We start from the raw sequence: 26,376 nt of genomic DNA, 5'->3' as shown, positions 1-26,376 counted from the left end.
CTTATGAGGGCGCAAAAAGGAGCCTCCAACGTGCGACAACACGCTGAAGGCCAAACATCGGAAACGGGAAGCTTCGCGAATGCTCTAATCGAATCAAAGCCAGGCGAGATTGGTCAAGTTTTGAAGCGCATCACTGATCCGCAGCCGGAGGCGCATTGCGCCCCGGCGCGGAGCGGTGAGCGCTCAGGCGGCGCAGCCGCCCTTCCTTGTCTAAAGAGTAACAACTCAACCGAACTCCCTTCGGGATTCGATACTCAACGAGCAAATCCGCTTGTCTGGACAGGAGAAGAAATCAAGCACGCCAAACATATTAAGTTCGATTCAAACGGACGCCAACTTGTCGAATACAATGGAGTTCAGGAATGGCTCAACGGTCCCAGTACTTCGGAGAAGAAGAAAGCCTTCGCCCTAGTCGAGAATCTAAAGCACTTGGCAAAACTCTACGGCGTTGAGCGTCTCGGATTCCTCACCCTCACTTTTGAGGATAATGTTACTGATTTCCGCGAAGCCCAGCGCCGTTTCAATTCGCTCGCAACACACATTCTCCGAAAATGCTTCCTGAATCACGTAGTCACTGTTGAGCCACAAAAGCGAGGGGCCGTGCATTATCACTTGGTGGTTGTTTGCCAAGTAGACATTCGCACAGGCTTTAACTTCGAAGCCTTCCGCTCCTGTCAAATCGTCTTTCGAGAGGCTGGCCGCTGCCAGGACTTCCACCGCCTCAAGCAGATTTACACCGACTCCGCCTCACCCTACCTTCGCCATCTTTGGAGCTACCTCCGTAAGATCATGAAGAAATACGGGTTCGGTCGTTCTGAGCTATTGCCGATTCGCTCTAATGCAGAAGGCATTGCCAACTATGTCGGCAAATATCTTGAGAAGGGCAGTCGCTACCGTGGCGAGCAATTCAAGGGCGCTCGCATGGTCCGATACTCCAGAGGTTGGCGTGTAGTTTCGCAGCATTTCTCTTGGCGTGAATCAGGTCAGAAATGGCGTGAGAAGATTGCCGAAGTTGCACAAATACTCGGCGCAAAAGACATAGACGAGCTACGGGATCAAGCCGGCCGATATTGGGCATTCAAAACCTTATCGATCCTTAAAGCATATCCTGATGCTAGTGCATGCGAAATTGCTACAATCCTAAAACAAGCCACCAATGCATAACCAATTAGACGGATAATCGATGAAACTTAGTCATCTCCAGTTCTTTGGGCATCTTTTACGTAGTAGCTAATGCCCGGGTTTGCATAGGCTAGTTTCATGGCACTAGTCGCATAGTCGTCGGCGCTGCAATCAATAGAATTGGCGATTGCCTGGAAAGCCTCGATGTTCAGATGCTTAAATGTGAATTTTGATTCGGTAACATAGTAGGGCTCTCCATCGATACTGCCACCACTAATAAGAGCTTTTAGGCAGCAAACTTTTTGTTCTATCTCCATTTCCGCACGCTGGACTGCTGCTTCAAGCGCCGCAGCGCCTCCCATACGCAGAAGAGTTATTAAAATATGATTCACGAACTTAGAATCCCAAAAACTATCTAATTTAAGAGCTTCAGCGCAAACATCTAGCCATTTTTGGTTTAATTGCTCCATCTCTTCATCAGGAAGCAGTTCCTCCTTCTCTACCTTCTTCAAATTTCGATTAACAAATTGGCACGACAGAGGAAGCATACTTGGGTCTTCCACTAGAAACTTTGCGAATGACAATCGCTCGGAAGTGCCTAGACGCTTTTGCAGCCAATAATTTACTCTTTTTAGAAAAAATCTGTAGTCGCCATAAATGAGTGATCCGATTTCCTTGGGCATTACTGCACTCTCGACAAAGGCGATGTAATGCTTTGCGAAATCCTGTGGTTCTACGGGTGGTCCCCAATCTTGCGCATACGCTTCGTGTCCGTGATTGAATATTAATTCATCAATTGCCGACAATAGGCGCTTACCTGCACTAGCGTTTTCGATGGACGCAAACCGTGCTTCCCGAGAAGAGGGATTTAGCCAGATATCACGCAATGCCTCCAAGCTTACCAAATGCGCAGGGCGCGTGTAGTAGAATGCATACTCAAAATTGTCTGGGTTAGCAATCCTGCCACCTGTGCGACCTGGGTCGGCCTCTGCATGTGGATTATCTACTGTTTTCGGAAACAATGAACCGAGTAAGGAAGATAGCCGTGCGCGCTTCTCTTCGTCTCTTACAGCCTCAAGCGCCCCTTTGCGAATGGATTCTGTTTGTTCAATATGCTTACTCCATAAGTTATACGGATTAAGTGGGTCATGACCAACGTAAGCACGAGGGTTGTTTTTAATGGTTTCATACAGCTGCGGTTCCACAACTGCAATTGCCTCGATGCAGCAATAGTCAGCAAATGACACCTCACCCTTAACGATTGGGTAATGGACATTTAGGCGGTTAGTTAACCGAACGTAGTCGCGAGGCGTCTTTAGCAGCAGTAATAAATGTTCTAATGCCACATCGCGCCAACGTTCCTTTTCACGGTAAAATGCCACTTCTGTTTCTTCTTCGCCATAACCGGCTAAATGCCTGTCAAAGTATTCGTAGGCGTCATCCCTAGAAATCCGCGGCAGAGTGAAGCGCAACTGCACGATCTTCTCCAAGTATGCCGACGGTTCGGGAATGTTCGATAACTCCAGCGATTTTACAACATGGGCGTGTTCATAAACCAACAGGAAGGAGACGCGCGGGAAATCGGATACTGACTTAACCAGCCGAAGGATGGCATACACTTCTTCGGGCACTAGGCGGTCGATGTCGTCGATAACAACGACGAATGCCTTATTGGTAGCCGCCAAGGCCGATATTACGTTGCTTCTTTGCTGCTCTAGGTTTGGCGTGTGCATGTCGCCTAACTGCGATGCACTGCCACCTACAGCAGAGATAGCAGCCTTTATCATGGTTGCCCAAGGCTCCGCACCTGGCACTAGCTTAATGGCGTCAAAGACACTGGAGTATTTAAGAATGGCGTCCCCAGCCTTATTCAGCCGTTTGCCTTTATCAGAGAGTTGCAGGGTGCTGCCAAATTGCAGCAGGAACTCCTTGGCCAAGTCGCCAAGGCCGCTAAACATCCAAGGGTTAAAAGTTATTACTACAGGCTGCACGCTCTTCTGCTGTTCGCCGTAGTAGGTTTTTATCATTTTAACCACTGACGTTTTGCCAGTTCCCCAGCCGCCTTCAAGAGAGGCAACAAGGCAGTCGCTGCTGGGGGCAAGAAGGAGGGTTTTAGCAATGGTCTTGGAAAATTCGTATCGGTGAAAGAGGTCTGGCCTCTGGGGGGTTCCCTCTGCGGGACGGTCTAGGTTAAGAGACTTTGGTTGGCTCATTGCGTAAGTATTTGAATGAAGGCTTTGCACATGAACAGGAAAAATGTGCATCGCTGCTTTTTCTCCTTGCCTCGTCTACATATAGGTATTTTACATATAGGTATGGCAGCATCAAAAAATCTTCCTGCACCTCAGCGCATCCGCCGTAAAGCAGATGAAATGGACAGTCCTCGCGACAAGACCGTATGTTTCATGCTGAGTAAGGAAGAGAAAGCCGCCGTCGACACACTGGGCATCTGCACCCGCCTGACAAGATCAGCATTACTAGCAAAAATAACAACTATATACCTAAATGCCACAAATGAAAGTAGGTCATTGGAGGAACAAAGAGCATCAGAAAATCAATTACTAGAGTTCATAGAGGAAACCCGTCTAGCAGTGCAGAAAACCCCAGCGTGGCAAAAACAAATAACCACTAAAACCAACAACTCTAAATGATTGATGTATACAAACTAAACGTAGCCTTGGCTGGCAGCATGGCTCTCAGTCTGAACGAAGGCTCCATTCTCGTTTCCAACGATACAGACTTGGATGATACGCAAGGACTCACTACATCCCAAAGATGTGACCTAGATACCTTGAAGCATAATATTGCCGAGTTAATGCCAGACGACTTTGGCTACACTATGTTTCTCGATGGGCGCGAAGTGTCCTTTCAATTAGAATATCAGGATGGCATGGTGGCTTCGTCCGGCAGTTTCCTTGAGTTTTCAACGACGGAAGAATTGCAAGGCCTGTTGGTCAATGCCGATTGGGATGCCATGCGTAGCGATGCACTTCGAGGCATTGCCCAAATGAATAAACTCATAGCGGCCAAAAAACGGAAAGGGCGTCGAAAATGAGTCAGGATTCCCTCATCAGTAAAAAGGAGGCTGCTAAGCGATTAGTCGTTTCCGATTCGACTATCAATCGCATGCTCCGCGATCGCATGTTGAGCAAGATTAAGGTTCGCGGCTGCGTTCGCATCCCACTTGCCGAAATCGAGCGAATTCTGAAAGGGGGCATGGCATGATTCACCAAGTCCACGAGCGAACTAAGAACGTCAACGGCAAGAAGACGAAATCACGCTTCTACTATCTGCGCTATCGTTACGGCGATATGGAGGTGGAACGTTTGAAGTCACTTGGCGTCACGCAAAAGGAAGTCGCTGATAAACTAGCGGTCGATTTCCGCAACGAATGGGAAGCCGAACAAGCCGGCATGCTGCCGCCAGTTGCGATGAGAGAAGGGGCAAAATTGCCTCTTCTCTCTCACCTGGAGGACTTTCTCGCGGACCTTCGAAAGCGAGGCAAAGCTGGCCGTAAGGATGAGGGTGCCAAGAAATACCAGAAGCGCATAACTCAGTTACTAAACGAATGCCATTGGAAGGTAATTAGCAATGTGACTCCCGATAGCTTCATTGCCTGGCGCAACCATCAGCATGATCTAGCACCACGAACCTTAAACCATTTTCAGGATGCAATGAATGCTTTCCTTAACACCTTGGTAAAGTTCGGGCGAATTCCATCTAACCCCCTGGCATCGGTTTCCAAAGTTAAACAGCGAGGCAAGGAGGTCCGCAAGCGTCGCGCATTCTCTGAAAAAGAACTAGCTGTGCTACTCTCAGCTGCACAGCCACACCGCAGCATGGTATATTTCACGGCTGCGCGTACTGGTTTTCGGCGTCAAGAGCTAGCTGCCCTACTCTGGCAAGACGTCGTGCTTGATGGAATGCAACCACACATTCGGGCCAGAGCTTCAACGACTAAAAATGAGAAGGAAGGGTTAATCCCGCTCGTTCCCGATCTTCAAGAAGCGTTATCAAGATTCAAGCCAGCGAACGCAAAGCCAACGGAGAAAGTATTCAAGCGAGGCATTCCTCGGGCCCGTGATTTAGCTCAAGACCTGGAGCGCGTCGGCATCCCCTATCAAGACGAGCAAGGCCGTTACGCAGACTTTCATTCGTTCCGATATACTTGGGGTACCTTCCTACAAGCAAACGGCGCTACGCAGCGTGAAGCAATGGAACTTATGCGGCACAATGACGTTCGACTTACAGCTCAGATTTATACCGACGTAAACCACTTGCCACTTTTTGATCGAGTGCGCAGTTTGCCTAGATTGGAGAAGTGTGCACTGATAGGGTCACAGATTTCTGGAAAACCTAGCAATTCTCTGATAAAACGTGACAAAAAAAGCCACATCCCACAAAGTGCGCAAGCCGTTGATTTTGAACCGACTTGCAATGTTTTGACCAATGGTGACACACCTTGTTGGATGGTACCCCCCCGGGGACTCGAACCCCGAACCAATTGATTAAGAGTCAACTGCTCTACCGATTGAGCTAGAGAGGCCCAGAACAAAGCCGAGAAAAAAACGGGAATTCGCCAAACCACGCAAGGAAAAAGTTCAATTTTTTTAACAAAAGTCTTTCGCGAAAAAATAATGCCCAAACGGTTGTCAGGATCGAGCAGCTGGTTAGACTAACTTCGAACAACTTTAAAACATAAACCCGCTACGTGTAACTGTCATGCCAACCGCAAAGCAATCCCTCCTCGATGGCGTTGAAACCCCGCTCACCATCAACCTTCTGGAAGGCGACCCCGCTAAAAAGCGCGAAGAAATCCGCCGCTACTTCCATCAAACTTTTGACGTATACGAAAAGCTTTTCGAGCCCATGAATGGGCAGGAAGCCTACGTCACCCGTGCTGATCCGCTTCGCCATCCGCTAATTTTTTATTACGGTCACACTGCGGTCTTTTTCACCAATAAACTCGTGTTGGGCAAGTTCCTTAAGAACCGCCTCGATCCGCATTTGGAGTCGCTTTGCGCCGTCGGTGTGGACGAGATGAGCTGGGATGACCTTAACGAGGCCCACTATATCTGGCCCAAACATGAAGAAGTCAAAGCCTACCGCGACAAGGTCCGTGCAACGATCGACAAGCTGATTGATGAAACACCACTTGAGCTGCCTGTCCAGTGGAACAGCCTTTACTGGATCATCATGATGGGCATTGAGCACGAGCGTATTCACCTGGAAACGTCCTCCGTGCTGATTCGCCAACTGCCGCTCGAACTCATCGAACAAGACCACCCATCCTGGGCAGTCTGTAGCGAAGATGCCGACGCGCCGGAGAACGAACTGCTGAACGTCACCGCAGGCACAGTCACCCAAGGCAAGGAACAACCCAGCCGGTTCTATGGCTGGGACAACGAATACGGCCGCCTCGAAACCGAGGTCGACGCGTTTAAGGCGTCAAAATACTTAGTTAGTAACGCGGAATATTTACGATTCGTCGAAGACGGCGGCTACCAAAAGCAGCAATATTGGTCGGAAGAAGGCTGGAAGTGGGCGCAATACGACGCCCATGGCATGCCACGCTTCTGGCGCAAGCGCGAGGACGGCTCATTTGCGCTGCGCACTATGCTCAAGGAAATTGATTTACCGTGGTCCTGGCCGGCCGAGGTCAATTACCTCGAAGCGAAGGCCTTCTGCAACTGGCTCTCTGAGAAAACCGGCAAACCAATCCGCCTCCCAAGCGAGGAAGAATGGTATCGCCTGCTCGACTTCACCGAAACTACCGATGTCGATCAGTGGTCCGATGGTGCCCCGGGCAACATCAATCTCGAAGTCTGCGCCTCGTCGACGCCGGTAAACCGCTTTGCATTCGGCCACGGCTTTTACGACGTCATGGGCAACGTGTGGCAGCACACCGAAACACCCATTGCGGGCTTCCCCGGCTTTGGCGTGCACCCGTTGTATGACGATTTCTCCACGCCCACCTTCGACACCAAGCACAACCTGATCAAGGGCGGCTCCTGGATATCTACCGGCAATGAAGCGACGCGCGACAGCCGTTACGCTTTTCGCCGACATTTCTATCAACACGCTGGCTTCCGCTATGTAGAGAGCGACAAGGAAGTCGCGATCAAGGATGACCGCTACGAAACGGACCCCTTCGTAACGCCTCACTGCGAAGCGCATTATGGCCCAGATCCGTTGGGCGTCGATAATTACTCCGAGAAAATCGCGCAAATCTGCCTGGATCGCATGGCGAAGCAAAACCGTGAAAAGGCGCTCGAAATCGGCTGCAAAGTTGGCCGCACCACATTCGAGCTCGCTGCCGGTTTCCAGAAAGTGCTGGGCCTCGATCCGACGGCGCGCACGATTCGCATTGGCGTCGAGATGGTCGACAAGGGCTACACGCAGTGGGAGATTCCGTCCGAGGGCGAGATTGTCGACTTCCGTCAGTCGCACCTGAAAGACTTCGGCCTCGACCACGTTCGCGACAAGGTGGAGTTCATGCAGGCAGACCTGTCGAACATGAAGGACCTTTACCGCGGCTATGACTTGATCCTGATCAACTGCCTGCTGGAGCGCTCCTACGATCCGGCAAAGTTCCTAGAAAACGTCCACGAACGCCTCAACGGCGACGGCCTGCTCGTGATCGCATCGACGAACGACTGGCGCGAAGAGCATACTCAGAAGGACAAGTGGCTGGGCGGCTTCAAAGACAAGACCGGCGAAAACCAGTCAACGCTGGACGGTATTCAGCTCGCCCTCGGCGACCACTTTGCCCAGGCCGAAGCTCCCATTCAGGTGCCACAGATCATTCGTCGTAACGCCCGCGTTTTTGAGCACAACCTCGTGGAGATTAGCTTCTGGCGTAAAGCTTAAGATTGTCACCAGAGGCAGAAGGCCGTTGTGTTGATCGCTTCATCATGACGGCCACCTCACCAGATCAAGGCACGAATCAACGGCGCACCTGCACACATTGCGGCGCGCCGTTTTTGCCGCGATCCGGCGAAGCCTTTTGCTGTCACGGCTGCGAGGCGGTTTACCACCACATCCATGAGGCCGGGCTGGTCGAATACTATCAGCGCAAATCCGGTCTCACCGAGCCGCTGCTGGAAACGCCGTTCGAGCCGCATAGCTGGACAAGTGTCTTCGAGCGTGCCCGGAACGCAGAAAAGAACGCTAGGGGCGAGGTCAGCGCAACCTTCCCGATCCAAGGCATTTCATGTCCGGCCTGTGCCTGGCTGCTCAACAAAATCGCCATGAAGCAACCGGGGCTGGTTTCCGCCGAGACCGCCCCGCCCTATCACACCGTTGAACTGCGCTGGGAATCAGCAACGGTCGATTTCCGGCAATTGGCAAATGAGCTGCAAAGCTTCGGCTTAATCCTGGATGAAGCGCCACAATCCCCCACTAAACCAGCATTGCTTCCCGTGATTTTAGGGGGGGCATTCGCCGTCAACGCAGTCATCCTGAAAATAGCCTCCCGCTATCTGGCCTCAGAATCTGTAGCCTACACCGGCCTGATGAACTGGATGAGTATATTGCTGGCCCTGCTGGCGGTTTACTGCCTGGGCCATTCAGCTAGCCGCTGGCAGCGATATCGTAAGCGAGCTAAGTCTTGAGGAACGGGTCGACAATGCGCTTCTCGTCCTCATCCTCATGCTTGCGGTAGTCGTGACGCGATATCAGAAAAGCCTCACCCGCCGCACCAAAGAGGAACAGCAGGTCATCGGGCTCTTCGGTTAAATTTTCGAAGAATGCCTTCACTCCCTCGATCCAGGAATCTGCATGTAACACGAGCTCGCTGAGCGGCTCATCGGTCGCCACGGATATCGCCAAAATCTCGGCAAAAATAGCGCCAATCGACACGCTAAAAAAGGCACACAAAGCGGCAATTGCAGCCACTGTCGCATTGCCTCGGCCACCACAGCCAGCAGACGCCGCCGAACCGACCAAACCGCCCACGATCAGCACGCCCATCCACTCAACGGGGTCCAGCAGGGTGAGGAATTCGAGAGGTAGCAGAAAAGTCAGATTGTCATAGAGCACGTCACGCTGGGCACCAATAAGCAAGTCGATGAGGCCCAGAACGAACACGCCAAACACGGCTGCTCCAATTGAAAGGGAGGTCGCCCCCAGTAATCGCATCCCCTCCGACACCGCACCACGCATTTGCTTAACCGCGGACTCTTTAGGCTCTTCGGCCGCTTGGGGCATCGGTGCCTGTGTCACCCGACTCGGCGCTCCAGGAATCGGGGCCTGAGTATTGCCGCGAGGGCTTTTCGCCTCTTCGTCGGCCAGTTTATGCGGCCGCTGAAAAGGTGCTTTGGTCCGCGTTTTCGTTTCTTCTTTCTCTTCGCCCTTTTTTGGGACCAAAAAGCGGGTAAATCCCTTTAATGGCGGCGCTGGCGCTTCTTCCTCTACTTCCGGCACGGCCTCCGACTCTTCGTCCGGCACATACGGTGCGAGGTCATCCAGCGTCTCAAGCGGCACATAGCGGGGCAGCGAGGAATTCCAGACCGGGGTATGGCCTTTCAGGACACGCCGACGCAGCAAAATCAAGATCTGATCCCTGGTGACGGGACCGATCTTATTGCGATCGACCATGTAATACCATTTGTCTGACACCCGATACTTGCCCAGTTACTTGTAAAAAAACCTGTAGAAATTCAGCGTTTTCTACTCAAATTATTGACATAATGAATGAGATTCAAAAACCAAGCTTAGCCATGAAAATTGCTAAGAGCAATATCAGGTTTACTTTGCCTCTAAAAGCACAAGCAATGACAAATCATTGCTCCCTCGTCAAGCGTGGCAAGTTGCCAGTCGCACGAGCAAGATCGGCGATTGATGTGCCAAGGGAATTCTTGGCAGATATGAGGTTGCGACGCGCATCATCGAGGTCTTCCTGCGAGGTCAGCAGGTCCAGCAGGTTATTAATTCCGCTTTCGTAGCCGATGGAAATCGCGTCGTAAGCCTGCTGCTGGGCATCCAGCGCCGAGGTCGTGGAATCAACCTGTTTAATCGCCGAGCGGTAGGCAAAGAAAGCCGTCCAAACCTGTTGCAGGACTTCGAGCTCGACTTGGCGGGCGTCCTGGCGAGCGGCCCGGGCGCGGTCACGCTGCTTATCGATCTCATACCACTTGTAGAAACCCTGGAAAATATCCCACTCCAGCACCAGCGCCGCAACGTAATCGTTGTAGGGCGAGGGATTCGAGCCGGTAAGCTCCAGATACTGCATGGATACCTGAGCACTCAGCTCCGGAAACAAATCAGCACGGGCGGCATCGAGGTTAAACTCCTGCTCGCGTACCGAAGCGTAGGAGGAGAGCAAATTCGGCCGATTTTGCAGTGCTTCCGCGACCAGGCGGTTCACATCCGCATCCAGCGTGTCAAACTCCGGAAATTCCTCGATCTGCTCAATTTGTAGCGAGGCGCTCACCTCGATACCCAGCGCAGTCGCCAGCTTGGCACGGGCCGCTTCGATGGCCGCGATATCCCCTTCGATCTGGGCTTCGGCAGTCTTAACGTTGGCCAGGGCGCGCAGGGCGTCCTGCTTATTGCCCAAGCCAGACTTGAGCTTCTTGTCCGCAGCGTCAAACGTGGCCTCGGTGTTCAAGAGAAACGCCTTGGAAGCCTCCAGATTCGACTCCGCCGACCAGAGGTCGTAGTAGCGAATCAAGACCTCACGGACCACGTCCTGATAAATCTGATTGTAGGTGAAATTGGAGGCAAACAGCGCCTGCCGGGCAGCATTGGCCGTTGCCTCGCGCTCGCCGAAATTGAACAGTAGCCAGTTGATGTTGAGCGATGGACCGTAGGCGGTGCTGTAGGTCTTACCCGGCACGGCGACGTTCTTCTGCTTCTCGCGCGCCACGCTGGCCCCCACGGATACATACGGATAATACTCGCTCAGGCTCTGCCCATACTCCGAAGCGCGGGTGCGGGCAATCAGCCACGTATAGCGAGTTTCTGGGTTGTTGGATAATGCGATGTCGACCAGTGCCGGCAGGTCCAGCTTGGGCAAGCCCACTGAGGCTACGGGGTTCTTCTCATAGCCCGCCAAACCTTGCGTGTAATACTTGTCCTGCCCGGCGACGAAATTGACCGCATCGATGCCGGGATTGTCGGGCTTCGGCGCATTGGCCTGGGCCTCGGCTGGCGGACGCCATAGCTCACTGGGGCGGGCAGCCACTTCCTCATCCACGTTCACGCAGCCGTGGAACAGAAATAGAGACACATTCAAGACGCCAAGCAGCGCCAGCTTGCCTGCGGCGGCATGGCTCGCAGATTTGCCTTGGGAAACTTTGAAATCGGAGTCTTGCATTGCTTAAACCTTCACGCGCTCCCCACGCTGGAAGAGTGGTATCTTGTCCGTTACGTGCTTTTCAAACCACTCAAAATACAGATAAAGCGCTGGCGTCACGTAAAGCGTGATCAGCTGGGAAACGATCAGACCGCCCACGATGGACGAGCCAAGCGGTTTACGTGCGGCGGCGTCGGCACCCCACCCTACAGCAATCGGCACCGCACCCAGGAGCGCGGCCGCAGTCGTCATGATGATTGGGCGGAAACGCTCCATACACGCCTCGTGCACGGCTTCTTCCGGCGAGAGCCCCTCATCCTGCCGCATGATGGCGAAGTCGATCATCATGATGCCGTTCTTCTTCACGATGCCCATGAGCATGAACATGCCGATCATCGCGTAGAGCGAGAGCTCCTGGCCGAGCAGCAGTAGCGTGGCCAAACCGCCAACCACCGCAACCGGCAGTGCCGTTAATACCGTTATCGGGTGCACCCAGCTTTCATAGAGGATACCGAGGATAACATACATGACAAAGACAGCGACAATCGCCATCAGGAACATGCTCTTAATCGTTTCCTCAAACATCAAAGCCTGGCCCTGGAAACTCGTTTGAATATCGGGCGTGACCAGCTCCTTGACTTTGTTTTTCACAAAATCATTGGCCGGGCCAATCGCTTGGCCTTCCCGAATGTTGTAGTAGATCGTGACCGAGCTGAAATTGTTAATGTGGTTCACCGCGAGCGGGCCTACGTCTTCCTTGAACGACGCAATCGAGCTAAACGGCACCAGGTTGTTTTCAATGTCGAAGACGTCAGAATTCGAGGTAAATAACTCGCTCTGGTTAAAGGCCGATTGGAAATACAAGGTCGACAGGTCATTCACGTCCGAGCGAAACTCCGGCGCGGCCTCCACGATCACCTGATACTGCTGGAAAGGCGATTTGATGAGGTAGCTGTAGTTCAGCGAATAAGCGTCCTTCAACACGGTCGAAAAAGTATTGGCGGTCACGCCATAGGCGCTACCCAAGGGGCGGACCAGATCCAACTCGACCTGCGGGTTGGTCAAGTAAAGGTCACTGATCACCGACGAAAAATACCCGCTCTGATACATCGCGGCAACCAGCTTCTCCGAGGCTTCGTAAACCTTATCCGTATCGAGGCCGGACAAGCTGTAGGCGTAGTTACCGAGCGTCGTAGAAGTCGCCCCGGTGGAGATTTCCAGCGAGGGATTTGGCTGGATACCGGGCATGATGCCGGGGATGCCCGCCAAAGCTGTTTGCAGTTGGGTGTTTACCTCTTCGATCGGTGGTCGTTTATCGACATCGATCAGCGAGATAAAGGTCAGAATCCAGTTGCTCTGGGCAAAGCCGGCTACCCCGGAAACGGTCACAAAATTCTCCACGTAGGGATTTTGTTTCATGACCTCTTTGATCTGCGCCTGATACTTCTGCAGGTCTTCCGGCGAAGCGCCGGTGTCCGCAATGAAGGCACCCTGGATAAAGCCGCTATCACCAATCGGGATGAACGTTTTGGGGACAATAATCAGAAAATGAACCACGCCCGCCATGCATAAAAACCAGCTAACGGCAGATATCCACTTGTGTTTGAGGAAGAACCGCAGGCTTGGGTCGTAAATGTTCAGGCAGGCCTTTTCCAGACGGTTGGCTACCTTCTGCATGAAGGTTTCATCGCCCTCCTCGTGAGACTTCAGCATGCGGGCACACATCAGCGGAGTCAGCGAAAGTGAGACCAGGCCGGACATAATGACCGCCACCGTGATCGTAATGCCAAACTCGCGGAAGATACGCCCCATCAAACCGCTCATAAACACCAGCGGGATAAACACCGCCGCCAGTGAGAGCGTCATCGAAAGAATCGTAAAGCTGATCTCCTTCGCACCCTCCAGAGTCGCCTTCATCGGGTCCTCGCCATAGTCCTCCATGCGGCGGACCATGTTTTCCAGGAAGACGACCGCGTCGTCCACGAGGAAGCCGATCGAAAGCGTGAGCGCCATCAGCGACAGGTTGTCCAACGTATAGCCGAAGAGCTTCATCACCACAAAGGTGAGCAGCAGCGCCATCGGCAGTGCGACAGCGGGGATAATCGTGTCCCGCGCGCGCCCGAGAAAGAGGAAGATTGTGCCGCAAACCAGCACAAATGCGATGAGCAGCGTTTCCTCAACGTCCTTCACTGAAGCGACAATCGTCTTCGAGCGGTCGTAAATAATACTCATCAGCAGCGACTGTGGAATCTCCTGCTGCAGTTGTGGCAACATTGCCTTCACGGCGTTGGCGATCTCCACATCGTTCGCGCCGTCGGCCTTTTGCACCGCCAGAACCACGCCGGCTGGATTGCCTTCGATGAAGCTCGCCCAATAGTCCAGGCGCAGGTCTTCAGCCTGCAAACCGTCGACCGCCTCGCCGATGTCACGCAGGTAAATCGGGCGCTCGTTCTTCACGGCGACAATGATGTTATTGTATTCTTCGGCGGTGCTTAGCTGCGTGTTGGGCTGGATCGTATAATTCGTTGTTTTGCCCTTAAATACCCCGGCCCCGAGCAAATTCGTGTTCTCCTGAATCGCCTGCGTCACCTGGTCGAAAGTCAGGCCGCGATTGTAGAGCTCGTTCGGATTAAGCTGCACTTCGACCGCGCGTTTGGAGCCGTAAACATTCACTTGGGAAACGCCATTGATCAACTGCAATCGTTGCGCGATCTGCGTAAAGGCGTAGTCGTAAATATCGCCCTCGGTCATGGTCTCCGACACCAGGCCGATGTAGATCACCGGCTGCGCATTGGGATTCGTCTTCTGGTAGGTCGGCGGGCTGGGCAAATCCGTCGGCAAGTTGCCTTGCGCGCGCGTGATGGCCGACTGCACATCCGTCGCCGCCGAGTCGATGCTTTTGCTCAGATCAAACTGCAGGATAATGTTGGAATTGCCCTGCGTATTGCTCGAGGTAATCAGCTCGATGCCCTGGATTTGCAGGAACTCCTGCTCCAGCGGAGAGGCCACGTTGGACGCCATGACCGTAGGGCTAGCGCCTGGGTAATTCACCTGCACTTGAATCACCGGGTAGTCGACGTTGGGCAAGTCACTAACCGGCAAATTCAGATACGACCAAACGCCGAAGATTGCCGCCGACAACGCCAGCAACAGCGTCATCACAGGACGTTTGACAAAAGGTTCGGATAGCGAGCCAGCCATAATAGAGTCCGGTTGGGCCGGTTACTTGCTGTCGCCCTCCGAAGAGCCGGACTGCGCCTTGCCCTTCTGCGGCTCGCCCGTCGGGCTGCCGGTTTCCAGATTGAGTAGGTAATTCTCCTCTTTCTCGGTGAGCACACCATGCTCCTTAAGTGCTTTCAAAAGCTTCGGCGGAAGGCGGCGGCTGTCTTCGATCTGCTTGATCTCCTCCGGCGTGGCCTTCTTGTATTTCTTCAACATGTCGACCACGGGCTGAATCAACGATGGCGGCAGCTTCACGTCGGCCGGGTTACCGTCAACGACGACGATTTCCATACCGTCACGAAGGAAGTTCAGGCCTTCGCCGACCAGCTTATCACCGGGCTTGACGCCGCTTTTAATGACAACGGTGCCGTCGTCCTGCGTTTGGCCGACTTCCACATTCTTCAGGTGGACGATGCCATTGGCTTCGTCGATCACGAAGACATAGCGACCGTTCTGGCCGATACCCACACACTGCGATGGCGCGAGGACTGCATCTTTCAGCTCCTTCAAGATCACCCGGACGCCCAGGGGTTGGTTGGGCCATAAAAAGCCGTCCGCGTTCTCGAAAGTCGCGCGGAGATTGACCGTGCCGGTTTCGGTGTCCACCTCGTTGCCAAGAATGGTTAGCCTTCCAGTGCGTTTTTTGTCGGGAGATGCCAGGTAGCTCGCTACGATTTCCAGCTCGCCACCAGCTTCATTGAAATACTGGCGCACTTCCTCGAATTTCTTCTCTGGTGCAATGAAATCGACATAAATCGGGTCCATGCGCAATACCGTGGCCAGTGTTTTGCCCTGAGCCGCGCTCACGACGTTGCCGATGTCGACCAGATAGACGCTGGCCATGCCATCAATCGGCGAAGTAATGTCCGTGTAGCCGAGGTTCACCTTGGCGTTAATCAGCTCACCCTCAGCCTGCTGCAAGGCACCGCGGTTGGCCTCCACCGTTGCTTCGAGGCTCTGATAATCCTGCTCGGAGATCAGCTTTTCCGGCACCAGCGGGCGGTTACGCTCCAGGTTCAGCTCATTGATCGCCAGTTGCGACTTAGCCTGCTTTACCTGCCCTTCGGCTTCCATCACCGCAGCTTCGTAAGGCGGCTTGAAGATGGTAAACATCAGGTCGCCCTCCTTGAGCATCGCGCCCTGGGTGAAATGCACGCCGGTGATTTTGCCATCCACCTGGCTAACGATATCCACCGACTCAAAAGCCGTCGCACGGCCAAGCGTATCCAGGTAGAGCGGCACATTGCCAGTCGTCACAGGCAGCGCTGTGACGGTGCGCGGCGGCGGGCCTTTGGGCTGAATCGGCTCCGGACCACAGCCCGTTACCCATAAACCTAAACAGGCGGTCATGCCGGCAAGCAGCAGCCTTGGTTGTCTCTCCCTAAAAATTCTCATGCGCAGTAGCCCCGGAAAAATTATGCGTAGTATCGCGGTCTGTGACCGTCTGTCAACTTAGCTTTAAACGGGCGTTCGAATATTTTAAGTAGATCGCCCCAGCTCCAGGCCAGTAATCCGGCATCTAGTTAGCCGGCAAAGGGCTTGGATGCATCATTCTTCTAGTAATCTTCGCCCAGAGAGAAATTGACTCCCTTGATGCCGGCGATCGAGACCGCATCCATCACCTTGACGATGGTCTGGTGGTTCGCGCCATCGGCCGGGGCAATCGTGACCAGTGCCTCAACTTGGTTGGCGTCACTGGCTTCCTTAAACCGAGTCAGCATCGCAGCCAGCTCAATAAAGCGCTTGGCTGTTGGCGAGTCGTAGGCGTAGTCGTTGACAATGACCTGCCCCTCCCCGCTGACTTCAATAATCTGCTCATCCGGCATCTCCAGCGGCTCCGTTTGCTCGACGGTGCCCGGGAGCTGGAAGGAAATATCTGCCTCCTGCTTTTGCAGCGTCGCAGCGACCATAAAGTAGATCAGCAGCAGAAACACGCAATCGATCATCGGCGCAATGGGGATCGATACCTTTTCCTCGGGTTTCTTTTTGAGCTGCGCCATCGTCGGTTATTGCTGGTAGGTTGCGTAAATGACTTCGTAGGCACCGGCCTCGGAGCAGACTTTCAGCACGGACTTGATGTCCTTGTATGCCGTCTGCTGGTCGGCCCGCACCGTGATGCGCAACCGTGGATTTTGCTCCAGCGAGGCCCTCAGCGTGGACTTGATTTCATCCGTGCTCACGGGGCGTTCTCCAAGGTAGGCTTGGCCATTGGCGTCCACGGTGACCACCCCGCGGTCAGAAAGATCTTCGGCCACATCGCTTTCCAATGATTCCGGCAGCGTGACCTCCTTGGCCTTATCGGCCTGGGCCAGCGTCGACACGCACATGAAGAACACGAGCAGCAAAAATACCATATCAATCATCGGTGCCATCTGGAACTCTTCCTCGGGCCGTTTGGATCGATGTAGTTTGATTGCCATAAGCCCACTACGGCAACAATTGTGCCAACAAGGTCAAGCATTCGCATCTCCACAGAATAAACGTCACCGCGTTGTCACGAATGATCATTTTCGCCTTCGCATGCGAGACGCGGTGTCTAATATCGGGCACCCACGGTAATACGGGCGTTCAGGCCCTGGTAACAGCCTAATTCTTACGCCGACGCTGATGCGTCATTGCACATAGCGCCAAAATCAAGGCACCTGTGAAGAATGCATAGGTCGATGGCTCCGGCACCACGGTGATATCCGAGATGCTAAAGCGAACAAAATCTGCGGAAGCACCTGGGTTAAAATACAAATACATGCCAGTGCTGCTTGGGTTCGTGCTAAAATCACTGATATTCAAGCTCGTCGGCAGTGATACGCCATCTATCGGCGTCGCAAAATCCGTGAACAACGAAACGACGGCACTGGTCAGCGATTTGCCCTCAAATGTTTCATCAAAGCTTGGCGGTGAAGATGTAACCGTCCCAAATGAAATTCGCTGATAAGAACCAGGGTTTTCGATTTGAATACCCGGATTATCCCAAGTGATAGAAAACGGGCCGGCTCCTGTCGTTTGGATAATCGCATTGGCCGAAATGCTCGCATAGGAGCCTTCGGTGGTCGGATTAAAAGAGATGTTTGGCGCATCCGTGTCATAACTAACATCGAACGTGAAGCCATCGCCTACTTGCATACCAGGTGCAATATTCGACCCAACGTAATTGGCTTGGCCAGTAAACCGTAAATTAACAATAGCTGCCTGAGAGACCGTAACGAGGGCCAAGGAACCCAAAATAGTAGCAGAAATCATCTTCATAATGCATGGAGATATGACCTGCCACAATTAAGTCAAATAGACATTAAAGATTTATTTGTCGCCAAATTAAACCCGCCAATTATGCCTTAGCACCATGGGACACGGGCATCACGATCACGGCGGGCATTCACACGAGGGGCACTCCCACTCGGCCAAGGGCATTCCCAAGCAGCGGTTGTTACAGGCACTAGGAATCAGCCTGATTATCACGGCGGCACAGATCGCGGGCGGGCTCATTTCCGGTAGCCTCGCGCTGATGTCCGACGCGCTCCACACCGCCACCGACGCGGTGGCCCTGCTGGCGAGTTTTATCGCCGTTAAGCTCGGCGAGCGCCCCGGTACGGAGAGGCACACCTTCGGCCTGAAGCGCGCGGAAATTGTCGCGGCCGCGATGAACGCTGGCGTGCTGATCGGCATCAGCGTGTGGCTGCTCTACGAAGCGGCGCTGCGTTTCATCCACCCGGATGAAGTCAAGGCAGGCTGGATGATCGGCGTCGCCGCCATCGGCCTGGTTGCGAACATCATTAACGCGATTCTTCTGCAAAAAGGTGCCAAGGATAACATCAACATGCGCTCGGCCTACCTCCACGTGTTGAGCGACGCAGTGGTCAGCGTTGGCGTGATCATTGGCGGCATCGCGATCATGGTCCTCGGCAACGGCTTTACCTGGATCGACCCGCTGCTGACAGTGATCATATCCCTCTGGCTGATCAAGGAAAGCTGGAGCATCGTGCAGGAGTCGATCCGCATCATCATGATGGGCGCGCCTCCCGGCATCGAGGTCAAAGCCGTCGCCGAAACGGTGAAAAAGATCGAGGCCGTCCGTGGCGTGCACCATGTCCACATTTGGTCACTCAACGACCAGACCGTCCACTTCGAGGCCCACATCGAAATCGACGACCGCCTGGTCAGCGAGACCGCCTGCATCGCAGACCAAATCGAGGACCTCCTTCACGACGAATACGAGATCACCCACGTGACACTTCAATTCGAGAGCGGCCGCTGCGACGACGGAGCCCTGATCCGCCAGGACGTCAACTAGGGCCAACGGACATTCAACTATCAGAAAATTTGCCCCAACGGGGCTACGCAACCATAGCCCAGGGTTGGCTTGAGGCCGCAGAGCGGCTGAACGCCTACCCTGGGAATACGAATACGTACATTGCCTATCCCAACGGGATTGCGCAAAAGGACATCTTGCGCAGCCCCGTTGGGGCTGGGAGATAACCGAGCATCAAGTTTCCCAGGGTAGCGCTTCCCGCAAGCGGTTCGCTTTAACCCTGGGCTATGGTTGCGTAGCCCCGTTGGGGCAGTTTTTGCAGCAATCAAGATATATAATGAATGTCCGTTAGGCCTAGGAAGACCTCCAGCGAACTCGCATATCGGAACTAAAATCCTTTGCCCAACCCTTTCGCAACAGTTTCGGCATAGGCAAACTGCCACGAAGCCTATGGGCAAACTCCGGAGCAAGCCGAGGCAGACCACTTTCCACTTGGCGCGGGGGCGTTCATGCCGCAGCTTACCGCGATGCGCATTCTGCTGTTTCGGACAGATCGCCTGGGCGACGTCGTCATCTCATCTACGATGGTTGAGGCGACTCGGCGTGCCTACCCGAAAGCCACCGTTTTCTTTTGCGCAAAACAAGCCTACGGGCCGCTGCTATTTGCGCCCGACGAAGCGCAGTATTTCCTCCCGTGGGAGGCGCAGACCGCCCAGTCGCTCGCGGCGGGCAACTTCGACCTCTCCATCCACCTGCACCCCGATCCGGCATGCGCCCAACTCGCGGCGGAGGCCGGCATCCCGCAACGCGTCGGCTACGCTAACGACGCGCAATGGCTCACGCAGACGATCCCCTACAATAAAGATGCCGGTCTGATCCACGAGCGTGACTACTGCCTGGAGCTCGTGCAAGCCGTGCTGCCCGAAGTCCGTGAAGCCAGCCAGCCCAAGCTGCCGTTGACGCCGTGGTCCATCTTTCGCGCCGAGCCGACCATCGTGATCCACTGTGGTTCGTTTGGGGCCAAGGCCAAGCTCCCGCCCGCGCTCCTCGCCCAGCTCGCGAAAGCCGCAATTGACTCCGGCCAACTGCCGCAATCCGGCCCCGCGAAAGTCGCCCTGATCGGCACGCCGGAAGAGCGCCACATCGCCGACGACACCGCCGCGGCTATCCGCCAGTTAGGCATTCCAGTAGAGAACCTTGCGGGCGACCTACCCTTGCCCGGCCTGGCGGAATTCATCTCGCGCGCGGCCTTGTTCATCGGTCGCGACAGCGGCCCGGCCCACATCGCCGCCGCCACGGGTTGCCCGACGTTTTGCATCTTCCCCGTTACCCGCAGCGACGTCTTCCCTGCCCGCTGGCACCCGCTTGGCGAGCACGTGCAAGTATTTGAAGTCCCGGCCAAACCCTGGCCCTGGCAAAAGAACGCCGCCGCCGCGGAGAAGGCGTTTCATCGAATTGATCACAGCGCGATAACCAATTCACTTAGCTCAATTTTGCAGCGGAGCTATACCAGCGAATAATTATTGTTTGCATGCTCATTGTATGATTATAAATCATACATATATGAAGTCTATTATTCTTACCCTATTGCTTCTATCATACTGCTGTGCCTCAGCAGAAACCGGGGCTTGGACAGCCCGGAAGCAGGATGTAATCCTCTTCACCAAAGAATCGCATGGCATTGGATCTGGTGAAATTAAAACTAAACATGTGCTTTCCTTTTGGTGTACCCAAGACACTTGGGACGCCCAACCAAACGTGCAGTCACTGGCTGATATTGATCTAGTTTTCCCACGGCAACAAGCAATCCAATTGGCTCAAACGCAAGCTACCCAATGGAAACTCGACTGGGATTTGGAGCAACCGACAACACAATTGATCGTCAAACAAGCGGACGGCGACATGAAGTTTTTCTACTATATCCAATTTCCCAACAGTCATGATTTCGTTCAACCCGATGGAGTTGTCGTCTTGCCCAACGGCGAAGTACGCCGCTCAATGCCACAACTAGTTGAAGCCGAAAATTGGCGCTGGGATAATCAAAGAGACTAGTCGGGAAGCATATTGATGATGCTACTGCTTATTGAAGCCGCGCTCGTGAGCAGATACACCTGCCTCAAACCGCAATGCGAACGCTGGCGGAACGCGAACCTCTGTGTTCGCTTCAAATCAATCACTTTTATTACCAGGCTTCGCAGGGTGGCCAGCGAGGCGTGATGCGAACACAAGAGGTTCGCTTTCCTTTTTACCCCAATTAAGCCCCCACGCCTTTTCTTTAAAATGAATTGATCCGCGGCACTACGCGCGCAAAGCTGCCCGGATGGATTTCTCTGGAAAAAGCGTCGCCGATAAGGCGTTTGCCCCGATTGATTACGATGCCGAGCTGAACTCCGCGCAATTGGCGGCAGTCAAGGCGGCGGATGGGCCGAGTCTGGTGCTCGCCGGAGCCGGCTCGGGCAAGACGCGCACGCTCACCTACCGCGTTGCCTACCTATTAGAGCAAGGCGTGTGGCCGCGCGAGATCCTGCTGCTCACCTTTACCAACAAGGCCGCACGCGAAATGCTGACCCGCGTGGAAGAGCTGACTGGAGTACCCGGCAACAAGTTCTGGGGTGGCACGTTTCACTCCATTGGCAGCCGCATTCTGCGGATGCATGGCGAGTCGATCGGACTCGAAAAGAACTACACGATTCTTGACCAAGGCGACGCCGAGAGCCTTTTTGGCGACACGCTCAAGACGCTCGATCCGAAGTTTACCAAGGACAAGGAAAACCCGAAGCCCAAGGTCGTCCTGGATATCGTCAGCTACGCGCGCAACACCAAGCGACCGGTGGAAGACGTCGCCGCCGAGCGCTACCCCTGGCGCGAAGAGTTGCCCGCGCAGGTCCGCAAGTTTGCCGACGAATACGAACGCAAAAAGCGCGCACAAATGGTCTGCGATTACGACGACCTGCTGGAGCTGTGGCTGAAGCTGTTGACCGAAAACGCCGAGGTCTGCGAGCTACTGCAATCACGGTTTCGCTACATCCTCGTTGACGAGTATCAGGACACCAACACCGTCCAAGCGGCGATTATCAATAAGATGGCCGAGAAGCACCGCAACGTCATGATCGTCGGCGACAACTGGCAGTGTATTTACACTTGGCGCGGCGCGGAGTTTGGCAACATGGAGGAATTCGGCCAGCTTTACCCGGACCGCGAAATTTATAAGATCGAGACCAACTACCGCTCCAGCCCGGAGATCCTGCGCTTTGCCAACGCGCTGATGCTCCACCACCCGCCTATCGACGGCTACCCGTTGGAGCTCTCCGCCGCCAAGCCCTCCAACCAGCGCCCCTACGTGATCCCGGCGATGGACACCCGCCAGCAGGCTGCCTTTATCATCAAGCGCATCGAAGGCCTGCAGATGGAAGGCGTACCGCTCAAGGACATTGCCGTGCTCTATCGCGCGCACTTCCAGGCGATGGATTTGCAGATGGAGCTGTCGCGCCAGGGTGTCGGCTACACGATCACCAGCGGCGTGCGTTTCTTCGAGCAGGCGCACATTCGCGACTTCGTGGCGCAGCTGTCGTTCCTGACCAACCCCGGCAACGAAACCGCGTTTAAGCGCGTCGCCGGGCTACTGCCCAAGGTCGGCCCCAAGACCGCTGAGCGCCTGCTGAAGCTTGCCCTGAAAGTCGCGGACAAGAATAAGTCCAACCTTATCGAAGCGCTGACCGACGAGACCGTCCTGGCCAAGGTGCCCAAGGATGCGACCGACGACTGGACTGACATGGCCTACACCTGGCAGGACATGTACGACGCCATGGGCTCACCCGAACCCGTGCCCGTGGAGCAGGCCGACGCCCAGCGCGACCTGTTTGCCGAAGTGCTGGCCGAGGAAAAAGTCGCCGCCAAGGCGAAGACCCCTGAGGAAATTGTCCGCATCGGCATTGAGGGCTGGTATGGCGACTACTTGCGCACCGTTTACGAAAACTGGCAAACGCGCCGTGACGACCTCGACTCGCTGGTCGGCTTTGCCAGCCGTTATGACAACATGACGGAACTTCTCGCGCAACTGGTCCTGCTCAACTCCGAGACCAGTGACCGCAAAATCGAGCCCAACTCCGAGACTGTGCGCTTGTCGACGATTCACCAGGCCAAGGGGCTGGAGTTTCCCTACGTGTTTGTGCTGGGCTGCGCCGACGAGCTACTCCCGCTCAAGCGCGCCATCGAGGAAGGCGATGTCGAGGAAGAGCGCCGCCTGTTCTACGTGGCCGTCACCCGCGCGCAAGACGAGCTTTACCTGTGCTATCCGAAGGTCACCGTGACCGGTGGCCCACCCCGCCTGCTCCAACCAAGCCGCTTCCTGCGCGACGTGCAGTCCATCGGCGAAGACTTTTACGAAGCCCTGCATTTTCAGGGCAGTTGGTGATTAGTTTGCCGCTTGCCGCTCCAGCGCGAGCTCGATTTGCGCCTTGAGCAGTCCGTAAGGAAAATCTTCCGGAAAGCCAAATTGCGCATCCAGCACAGCGGTCTGCAGATCGTCCGCAGTAAGCTCATAGACGAAGATACTGTGGTTGATCCGCGCCACGGGCTCCTGCTCAATCAAGTAAAGACGCAGACTTTCCGCACGTAGCGCTTCAAAGGTTTCCATGACTTCCAACCAGCGCCGGGGATCGCTGTGCATGATCTGCAAGAAGACCGTTTGCGCGTCACCGGACTGAATGTCTAAGCGGGCCATTTCCTGGTATAGCTTTACGTAGTCTTCGGTGTGTTCCTCCGTCCAGGGACGCGCCACTTGGTAATACATGCCTTGGAGCATCGTCGCACTCAGCACATAGTAACCAGGCTCCAAGGTGCCCAGCTGATAAGACTCATCCCGGTGCACGCGGTTGGATGTCAGGTAACGCGCGTCGATGCCCGCGTAGCGCGGACTCTCGTTGCCGAAGTAACCGAGGTAAACCGGTTTAGCCTCGGGCCCGGAGTTATGTTCGGCCAGCCATTCCGCCAGAGCCCCCAAGTCCTGCCCCCAGTCCAACGAGCTATCGACCAGCAGCCTGTAACCATTCTCCGGCCCGCCAACGGCTCGGTTGAAGAACGATAAATAATGCGGAAAAGCGAGTGCGCTTTCCAAAGCAAACAGCCCCAGTAGCGTCGAAATCGTATACCGCCCCCAGCGACTCTTTCGCCACCAAAAGGCGAGCGCCCCCATCGCCACCACGCCACATACAATGACCGGCATCAGGTAACGCAGGCCGATGTTGAAGGCGCTGCTACCAGCGACCAACGCGTAAATGCCCATCAACACAATTAGCGGAACAGTCAGCGTTACTTTCTCCGCAAGCTCGGGCTTTAACCAAAGCTGCCTCCCGGTTCGCTTGAGGTATGCGTAGATACTGATCGCACACGCGACCGCCAACAGAATGAGCGCCACCGGTGTTTTAAAAAGCAATGCCAAGGGAAAGAATCCCCACCAACCATCGTAAGTGTAGTCGCCCATCAAGAAGCCATGGCGCACTTCACTACCTTTCAAAATATGCGCCACTCCAAACAGGTAGGCTTCCGGCAAAAGCCCGGACTCGCGCACTGCGCTCACCACCTTTGCGCTGGCGGAATCATTCGCAAGCACCCGGTCCCAATCCCAGGCTTGCTCCGGCGCGGGCAGCTCGGGATTAAAAGCCGCGTAGCGGAATCCATAAAACGACCAAAGGACTCCCCAGGCAATGACGGCGGCGGCGACCAGCGCACACAACCGCAGGCAGAGCACGCGCCACCAACCATTAACAACCAAGCCCCGACGCCACATGCGCAGGGCATACTCACGGGAATAGGCGCAAACCGCGATCAGCGATATAGCCGCCACGGGCGCGAACAAAGCGGCATGGTTTTTCGATACGGTCAATAAGCCAACCGCAATGCCCAGCATCAGTATTCGGCCGATGCTGGCGCTCACGAGCAACAGCCCCAGTCCCCACAGACTAAGCAGATAAGCCCCCGCACCGATCATGTCCGACGTGATCAACCGCCCGTGCGCCAGAGTCTCAGGGTGAAAGGCGAACACCGACAACGCAATGAAGCCGCCAGCTATCCCGAACAACCGCCGCGCATAAATGTAAACCATCAGGCCAATCGCCGTTGTCGCCAGGAGCATCATCACCCGCCCCAGAAAGAGAAACCAGACCGGCTCAGTCGGCATCTGGTAGAGATAAGTTTGCTCGGCCAACCAACCATCCGGATAGCGCCACGAGCGATCATCCGTCGGGAAGTCGGGTGCATCCATCAGCAGCATTGGCAGCGACGCCCAGCGCTGTGGCAAGTTTCCGTTCTCCGGGTGCAGTCGGAAATCCTGATACGTCCAAAACGTAAATCCACCGATCAGATGGATGCCCTCATCGTAGGTTTTGGAAGTCGTCGGCAAGCTGTAGAGCCCCTGCAAGAAGTAGCAGCCCAACAGCAAGAGCACGCCGATGATTTCCAGCTTACTATTCATGCCCAGAGATTGCGTGCTACCCCAGGTTCGTTCAACCACGATTTCAGGCACCAAACTGAGCCAGCCAGTGGCGCGCGATGTCCAAACGACGCGCGAACCAGACGTCGCCTTTAGCGGTGGCATGTTCGAGGAATTTCTTAAGCCCGCGGATGCGACTCGGTCGACCACTGTAGTGTGGATGCACGCCAATGGACATCATGGCCGGCCGCTCGGCCCCCTCTTCCCACAGCGTATCGAACGCGTCGATGCACACCTGGGCATAATGATCGGCCGTGAGAAATTTCCCCTGTGGCCCACCCTGAAAACGCATATCATTCGTGTCGAAAGCATAAGGCACAATCACTAGTTCTTTGCCATCTACAGACTGCATGCGCGGCAGATCATCGTCGAAGCAATCAGAGTCATAAACGAAGCCAAGCTCGGCCAATAATTTACGGGTAACGGGCGACGGCGTGCCCTTCGTATGCCAACCCAAAGGCCGTTGCCCGCACGCGGTTTCAATCGCAGCAATTGTCTTTTGGATTACCTCACGCTCGTGCATTTCCTCCATTTCGGCATGCCCTTCCCAACGGTAACTGTGGGCAGAAATCTCGTGACCACGCTTAATAATATCCTGTGCGATCCACGGGGTTTTCTCAATAGCACGGCCACTACAAGTCACCGCCGCGGGCACGCCATACTGCTCCAGCACGCGCATGATGCGCCAGTAGCCAACACGCGAACCATAAGCAAAATGCGAGGATAAGCCCGTGTTCGGCACATGCTCCACCGGCTCAATGATTTCGTAAACGCTCTCATTACGCTCATCGCCATCAGCTAACGAAAGCTCGGCACCAGCCTCGACCGCCACCACGATCGACACCGCCACACGCGCGCCTCCCGGCCAGTTTGGATTCGGCGGCTGATCGCCATAGCCCTTGAGATCGCGCGGATAGTAAGATGGCATTTGCTCGAACATAGCATGCATGGATATCCGACGCCCAACCACGCCGCAAGCACTATAGACTTGCCAACATTCTA

The 26,376-nt window shown here is 54.7% G+C and carries 21 protein-coding genes and 1 tRNA gene; 11 read left to right on the top strand and 11 right to left on the bottom strand.

Annotated features, from left to right (window positions below):
* Window positions 1–3: 3 nt before the first annotated feature.
* Window positions 4–1,164: a rolling circle replication-associated protein gene (locus O3S85_RS03105; protein WP_269537772.1), complete on the top strand. Its 1,161-nt coding sequence runs from the start codon at window positions 4–6 to the stop codon at window positions 1,162–1,164.
* 26 nt (window positions 1,165–1,190) lie between these two features.
* Here O3S85_RS03105 and O3S85_RS03100 read toward each other — a convergent pair whose 3' ends face one another.
* Window positions 1,191–3,335 carry a KAP family P-loop NTPase fold protein gene (locus tag O3S85_RS03100; RefSeq protein ID WP_269537771.1) on the bottom strand — a complete coding sequence of 715 codons (2,145 nt, stop codon included), beginning with the start codon at window positions 3,333–3,335 and terminating at the stop codon, window positions 1,191–1,193.
* 30 nt (window positions 3,336–3,365) lie between these two features.
* Between O3S85_RS03100 and O3S85_RS03095 the strand changes: the two genes are divergently transcribed.
* From O3S85_RS03095 to O3S85_RS21225, 4 genes are read left to right on the top strand one after another with little or no spacing between them, the layout of a single operon-like run.
* A complete protein-coding gene (locus O3S85_RS03095; protein WP_269537769.1) occupies window positions 3,366–3,773 on the top strand; it encodes a hypothetical protein in 408 nt (135 codons plus the stop codon).
* The gene (locus tag O3S85_RS03090) at window positions 3,770–4,177 is read left to right on the top strand and encodes a hypothetical protein (RefSeq protein WP_269537768.1); all 408 of its coding nucleotides are present in this window, start codon (window positions 3,770–3,772) and stop codon (window positions 4,175–4,177) included. Before O3S85_RS03095 ends, O3S85_RS03090 begins: the two co-directional genes overlap by 4 nt.
* On the top strand, window positions 4,174–4,347 hold the full coding sequence (locus tag O3S85_RS21230) for an excisionase family DNA-binding protein (protein WP_425499840.1): 174 nt from the start codon (window positions 4,174–4,176) through the stop codon (window positions 4,345–4,347). Before O3S85_RS03090 ends, O3S85_RS21230 begins: the two co-directional genes overlap by 4 nt.
* The gene (locus O3S85_RS21225) at window positions 4,344–5,630 is read left to right on the top strand and encodes a tyrosine-type recombinase/integrase (protein WP_425499842.1); all 1,287 of its coding nucleotides are present in this window, start codon (window positions 4,344–4,346) and stop codon (window positions 5,628–5,630) included. Before O3S85_RS21230 ends, O3S85_RS21225 begins: the two co-directional genes overlap by 4 nt.
* Here O3S85_RS21225 and O3S85_RS03085 read toward each other — a convergent pair.
* Window positions 5,593–5,668, bottom strand: a tRNA-Lys gene (locus tag O3S85_RS03085). The two genes, O3S85_RS21225 and O3S85_RS03085, sit on opposite strands and share 38 nt — an antisense overlap.
* Before the next feature lie 176 nt (window positions 5,669–5,844).
* On the opposite strand from O3S85_RS03085, the gene ovoA reads away from it, so the two are divergent.
* Together ovoA and O3S85_RS03075 are read left to right on the top strand one after the other, a co-directional pair.
* Window positions 5,845–7,992: a 5-histidylcysteine sulfoxide synthase gene (gene ovoA, locus O3S85_RS03080; protein WP_269537766.1), complete on the top strand. Its 2,148-nt coding sequence runs from the start codon at window positions 5,845–5,847 to the stop codon at window positions 7,990–7,992.
* Between the two features lie 44 nt (window positions 7,993–8,036).
* Window positions 8,037–8,735: a heavy metal translocating P-type ATPase metal-binding domain-containing protein gene (locus tag O3S85_RS03075; protein WP_269537765.1), complete on the top strand. Its 699-nt coding sequence runs from the start codon at window positions 8,037–8,039 to the stop codon at window positions 8,733–8,735.
* Here the strand turns inward: O3S85_RS03075 and O3S85_RS03070 are convergent.
* The 7 genes from O3S85_RS03070 to O3S85_RS03040 all read right to left on the bottom strand — a co-directional run bounded on the left by O3S85_RS03070 (window position 8,725) and on the right by O3S85_RS03040 (window position 17,884).
* The gene (locus tag O3S85_RS03070; protein WP_269537764.1) at window positions 8,725–9,720 is read right to left on the bottom strand and encodes a hypothetical protein; all 996 of its coding nucleotides are present in this window, start codon (window positions 9,718–9,720) and stop codon (window positions 8,725–8,727) included. The genes O3S85_RS03075 and O3S85_RS03070 overlap by 11 nt on opposite strands.
* Before the next feature lie 184 nt (window positions 9,721–9,904).
* Entirely contained in the window at window positions 9,905–11,440 is a 1,536-nt protein-coding gene (locus O3S85_RS03065; protein ID WP_269537763.1) for a TolC family protein, read from the bottom strand.
* Window positions 11,441–11,443: 3 nt separating this feature from the next.
* Complete coding sequence (locus O3S85_RS03060) at window positions 11,444–14,620, bottom strand: efflux RND transporter permease subunit (protein WP_269537761.1); 3,177 nt, start codon at window positions 14,618–14,620, stop codon at window positions 11,444–11,446.
* A gap of 21 nt (window positions 14,621–14,641) precedes the next feature.
* Window positions 14,642–15,991: an efflux RND transporter periplasmic adaptor subunit gene (locus O3S85_RS03055; protein ID WP_269537760.1), complete on the bottom strand. Its 1,350-nt coding sequence runs from the start codon at window positions 15,989–15,991 to the stop codon at window positions 14,642–14,644.
* A 206-nt stretch (window positions 15,992–16,197) separates the two neighbouring features.
* Window positions 16,198–16,641 (bottom strand): ExbD/TolR family protein, encoded by a 444-nt coding sequence (locus O3S85_RS03050; protein WP_269537759.1) that lies wholly within the window; start codon window positions 16,639–16,641, stop codon window positions 16,198–16,200.
* Between the two features lie 6 nt (window positions 16,642–16,647).
* Entirely contained in the window at window positions 16,648–17,061 is a 414-nt protein-coding gene (locus O3S85_RS03045) for an ExbD/TolR family protein (protein ID WP_269537758.1), read from the bottom strand.
* 166 nt (window positions 17,062–17,227) lie between these two features.
* Window positions 17,228–17,884: a hypothetical protein gene (locus O3S85_RS03040; protein WP_269537756.1), complete on the bottom strand. Its 657-nt coding sequence runs from the start codon at window positions 17,882–17,884 to the stop codon at window positions 17,228–17,230.
* Window positions 17,885–17,978: 94 nt separating this feature from the next.
* Between O3S85_RS03040 and O3S85_RS03035 the strand changes: the two genes are divergently transcribed.
* From O3S85_RS03035 to O3S85_RS03020, 4 genes are all read left to right on the top strand, one after another.
* On the top strand, window positions 17,979–18,926 hold the full coding sequence (locus tag O3S85_RS03035) for a cation diffusion facilitator family transporter (RefSeq protein ID WP_269537754.1): 948 nt from the start codon (window positions 17,979–17,981) through the stop codon (window positions 18,924–18,926).
* A gap of 467 nt (window positions 18,927–19,393) precedes the next feature.
* Window positions 19,394–20,404, top strand: coding sequence for a glycosyltransferase family 9 protein (locus tag O3S85_RS03030; RefSeq protein ID WP_269537753.1), 1,011 nt, complete (start codon window positions 19,394–19,396; stop codon window positions 20,402–20,404).
* Between the two features lie 43 nt (window positions 20,405–20,447).
* Complete coding sequence (locus tag O3S85_RS03025) at window positions 20,448–20,936, top strand: hypothetical protein (RefSeq protein WP_269537752.1); 489 nt, start codon at window positions 20,448–20,450, stop codon at window positions 20,934–20,936.
* A 268-nt stretch (window positions 20,937–21,204) separates the two neighbouring features.
* Window positions 21,205–23,298, top strand: coding sequence for an ATP-dependent helicase (locus O3S85_RS03020; RefSeq protein ID WP_269537751.1), 2,094 nt, complete (start codon window positions 21,205–21,207; stop codon window positions 23,296–23,298).
* Here the strand turns inward: O3S85_RS03020 and O3S85_RS03015 are convergent, their stop codons facing one another.
* Together O3S85_RS03015 and O3S85_RS03010 are read right to left on the bottom strand one after the other, a co-directional pair.
* The gene (locus tag O3S85_RS03015; protein WP_269537750.1) at window positions 23,299–25,479 is read right to left on the bottom strand and encodes an ArnT family glycosyltransferase; all 2,181 of its coding nucleotides are present in this window, start codon (window positions 25,477–25,479) and stop codon (window positions 23,299–23,301) included.
* Window positions 25,400–26,302: a polysaccharide deacetylase family protein gene (locus O3S85_RS03010; RefSeq protein WP_269537748.1), complete on the bottom strand. Its 903-nt coding sequence runs from the start codon at window positions 26,300–26,302 to the stop codon at window positions 25,400–25,402. Before O3S85_RS03010 ends, O3S85_RS03015 begins: the two co-directional genes overlap by 80 nt.
* Between the last annotated feature and the right edge of the window lie 74 nt (window positions 26,303–26,376).

It is taken from the genome of Cerasicoccus sp. TK19100 (assembly GCF_027257155.1).
GTDB lineage: Bacteria > Verrucomicrobiota > Verrucomicrobiia > Opitutales > Cerasicoccaceae > Cerasicoccus > Cerasicoccus fimbriatus.
The sequence above is the reverse complement of the archived record's forward strand: the minus strand, read 5'-3'. Positions and strand labels throughout refer to the sequence as shown.

Bases quoted from the DNA above. Each gene is read 5' to 3' on its own strand.
- O3S85_RS03105 (WP_269537772.1), top strand. From the start codon at position 4: ATGAGGGCGCAAAAAGGAGCCTCCAACGTGCGACAACACGCTGAAGGC.
- O3S85_RS03100 (WP_269537771.1), bottom strand. From the start codon at position 3,335: ATGAGCCAACCAAAGTCTCTTAACCTAGACCGTCCCGCAGAGGGAACC.
- O3S85_RS03095 (WP_269537769.1), top strand. From the start codon at position 3,366: ATGAACAGGAAAAATGTGCATCGCTGCTTTTTCTCCTTGCCTCGTCTA.
- O3S85_RS03090 (WP_269537768.1), top strand. From the start codon at position 3,770: ATGATTGATGTATACAAACTAAACGTAGCCTTGGCTGGCAGCATGGCT.
- O3S85_RS21230 (WP_425499840.1), top strand. From the start codon at position 4,174: ATGAGTCAGGATTCCCTCATCAGTAAAAAGGAGGCTGCTAAGCGATTA.
- O3S85_RS21225 (WP_425499842.1), top strand. From the start codon at position 4,344: ATGATTCACCAAGTCCACGAGCGAACTAAGAACGTCAACGGCAAGAAG.
- ovoA (WP_269537766.1), top strand. From the start codon at position 5,845: ATGCCAACCGCAAAGCAATCCCTCCTCGATGGCGTTGAAACCCCGCTC.
- O3S85_RS03075 (WP_269537765.1), top strand. From the start codon at position 8,037: ATGACGGCCACCTCACCAGATCAAGGCACGAATCAACGGCGCACCTGC.
- O3S85_RS03070 (WP_269537764.1), bottom strand. From the start codon at position 9,720: ATGGTCGATCGCAATAAGATCGGTCCCGTCACCAGGGATCAGATCTTG.
- O3S85_RS03065 (WP_269537763.1), bottom strand. From the start codon at position 11,440: ATGCAAGACTCCGATTTCAAAGTTTCCCAAGGCAAATCTGCGAGCCAT.
- O3S85_RS03060 (WP_269537761.1), bottom strand. From the start codon at position 14,620: ATGGCTGGCTCGCTATCCGAACCTTTTGTCAAACGTCCTGTGATGACG.
- O3S85_RS03055 (WP_269537760.1), bottom strand. From the start codon at position 15,991: ATGACCGCCTGTTTAGGTTTATGGGTAACGGGCTGTGGTCCGGAGCCG.
- O3S85_RS03050 (WP_269537759.1), bottom strand. From the start codon at position 16,641: ATGGCGCAGCTCAAAAAGAAACCCGAGGAAAAGGTATCGATCCCCATT.
- O3S85_RS03045 (WP_269537758.1), bottom strand. From the start codon at position 17,061: ATGGCAATCAAACTACATCGATCCAAACGGCCCGAGGAAGAGTTCCAG.
- O3S85_RS03040 (WP_269537756.1), bottom strand. From the start codon at position 17,884: ATGAAGATGATTTCTGCTACTATTTTGGGTTCCTTGGCCCTCGTTACG.
- O3S85_RS03035 (WP_269537754.1), top strand. From the start codon at position 17,979: ATGGGACACGGGCATCACGATCACGGCGGGCATTCACACGAGGGGCAC.
- O3S85_RS03030 (WP_269537753.1), top strand. From the start codon at position 19,394: ATGCCGCAGCTTACCGCGATGCGCATTCTGCTGTTTCGGACAGATCGC.
- O3S85_RS03025 (WP_269537752.1), top strand. From the start codon at position 20,448: ATGAAGTCTATTATTCTTACCCTATTGCTTCTATCATACTGCTGTGCC.
- O3S85_RS03020 (WP_269537751.1), top strand. From the start codon at position 21,205: ATGGATTTCTCTGGAAAAAGCGTCGCCGATAAGGCGTTTGCCCCGATT.
- O3S85_RS03015 (WP_269537750.1), bottom strand. From the start codon at position 25,479: ATGCCACCGCTAAAGGCGACGTCTGGTTCGCGCGTCGTTTGGACATCG.
- O3S85_RS03010 (WP_269537748.1), bottom strand. From the start codon at position 26,302: ATGCCATCTTACTATCCGCGCGATCTCAAGGGCTATGGCGATCAGCCG.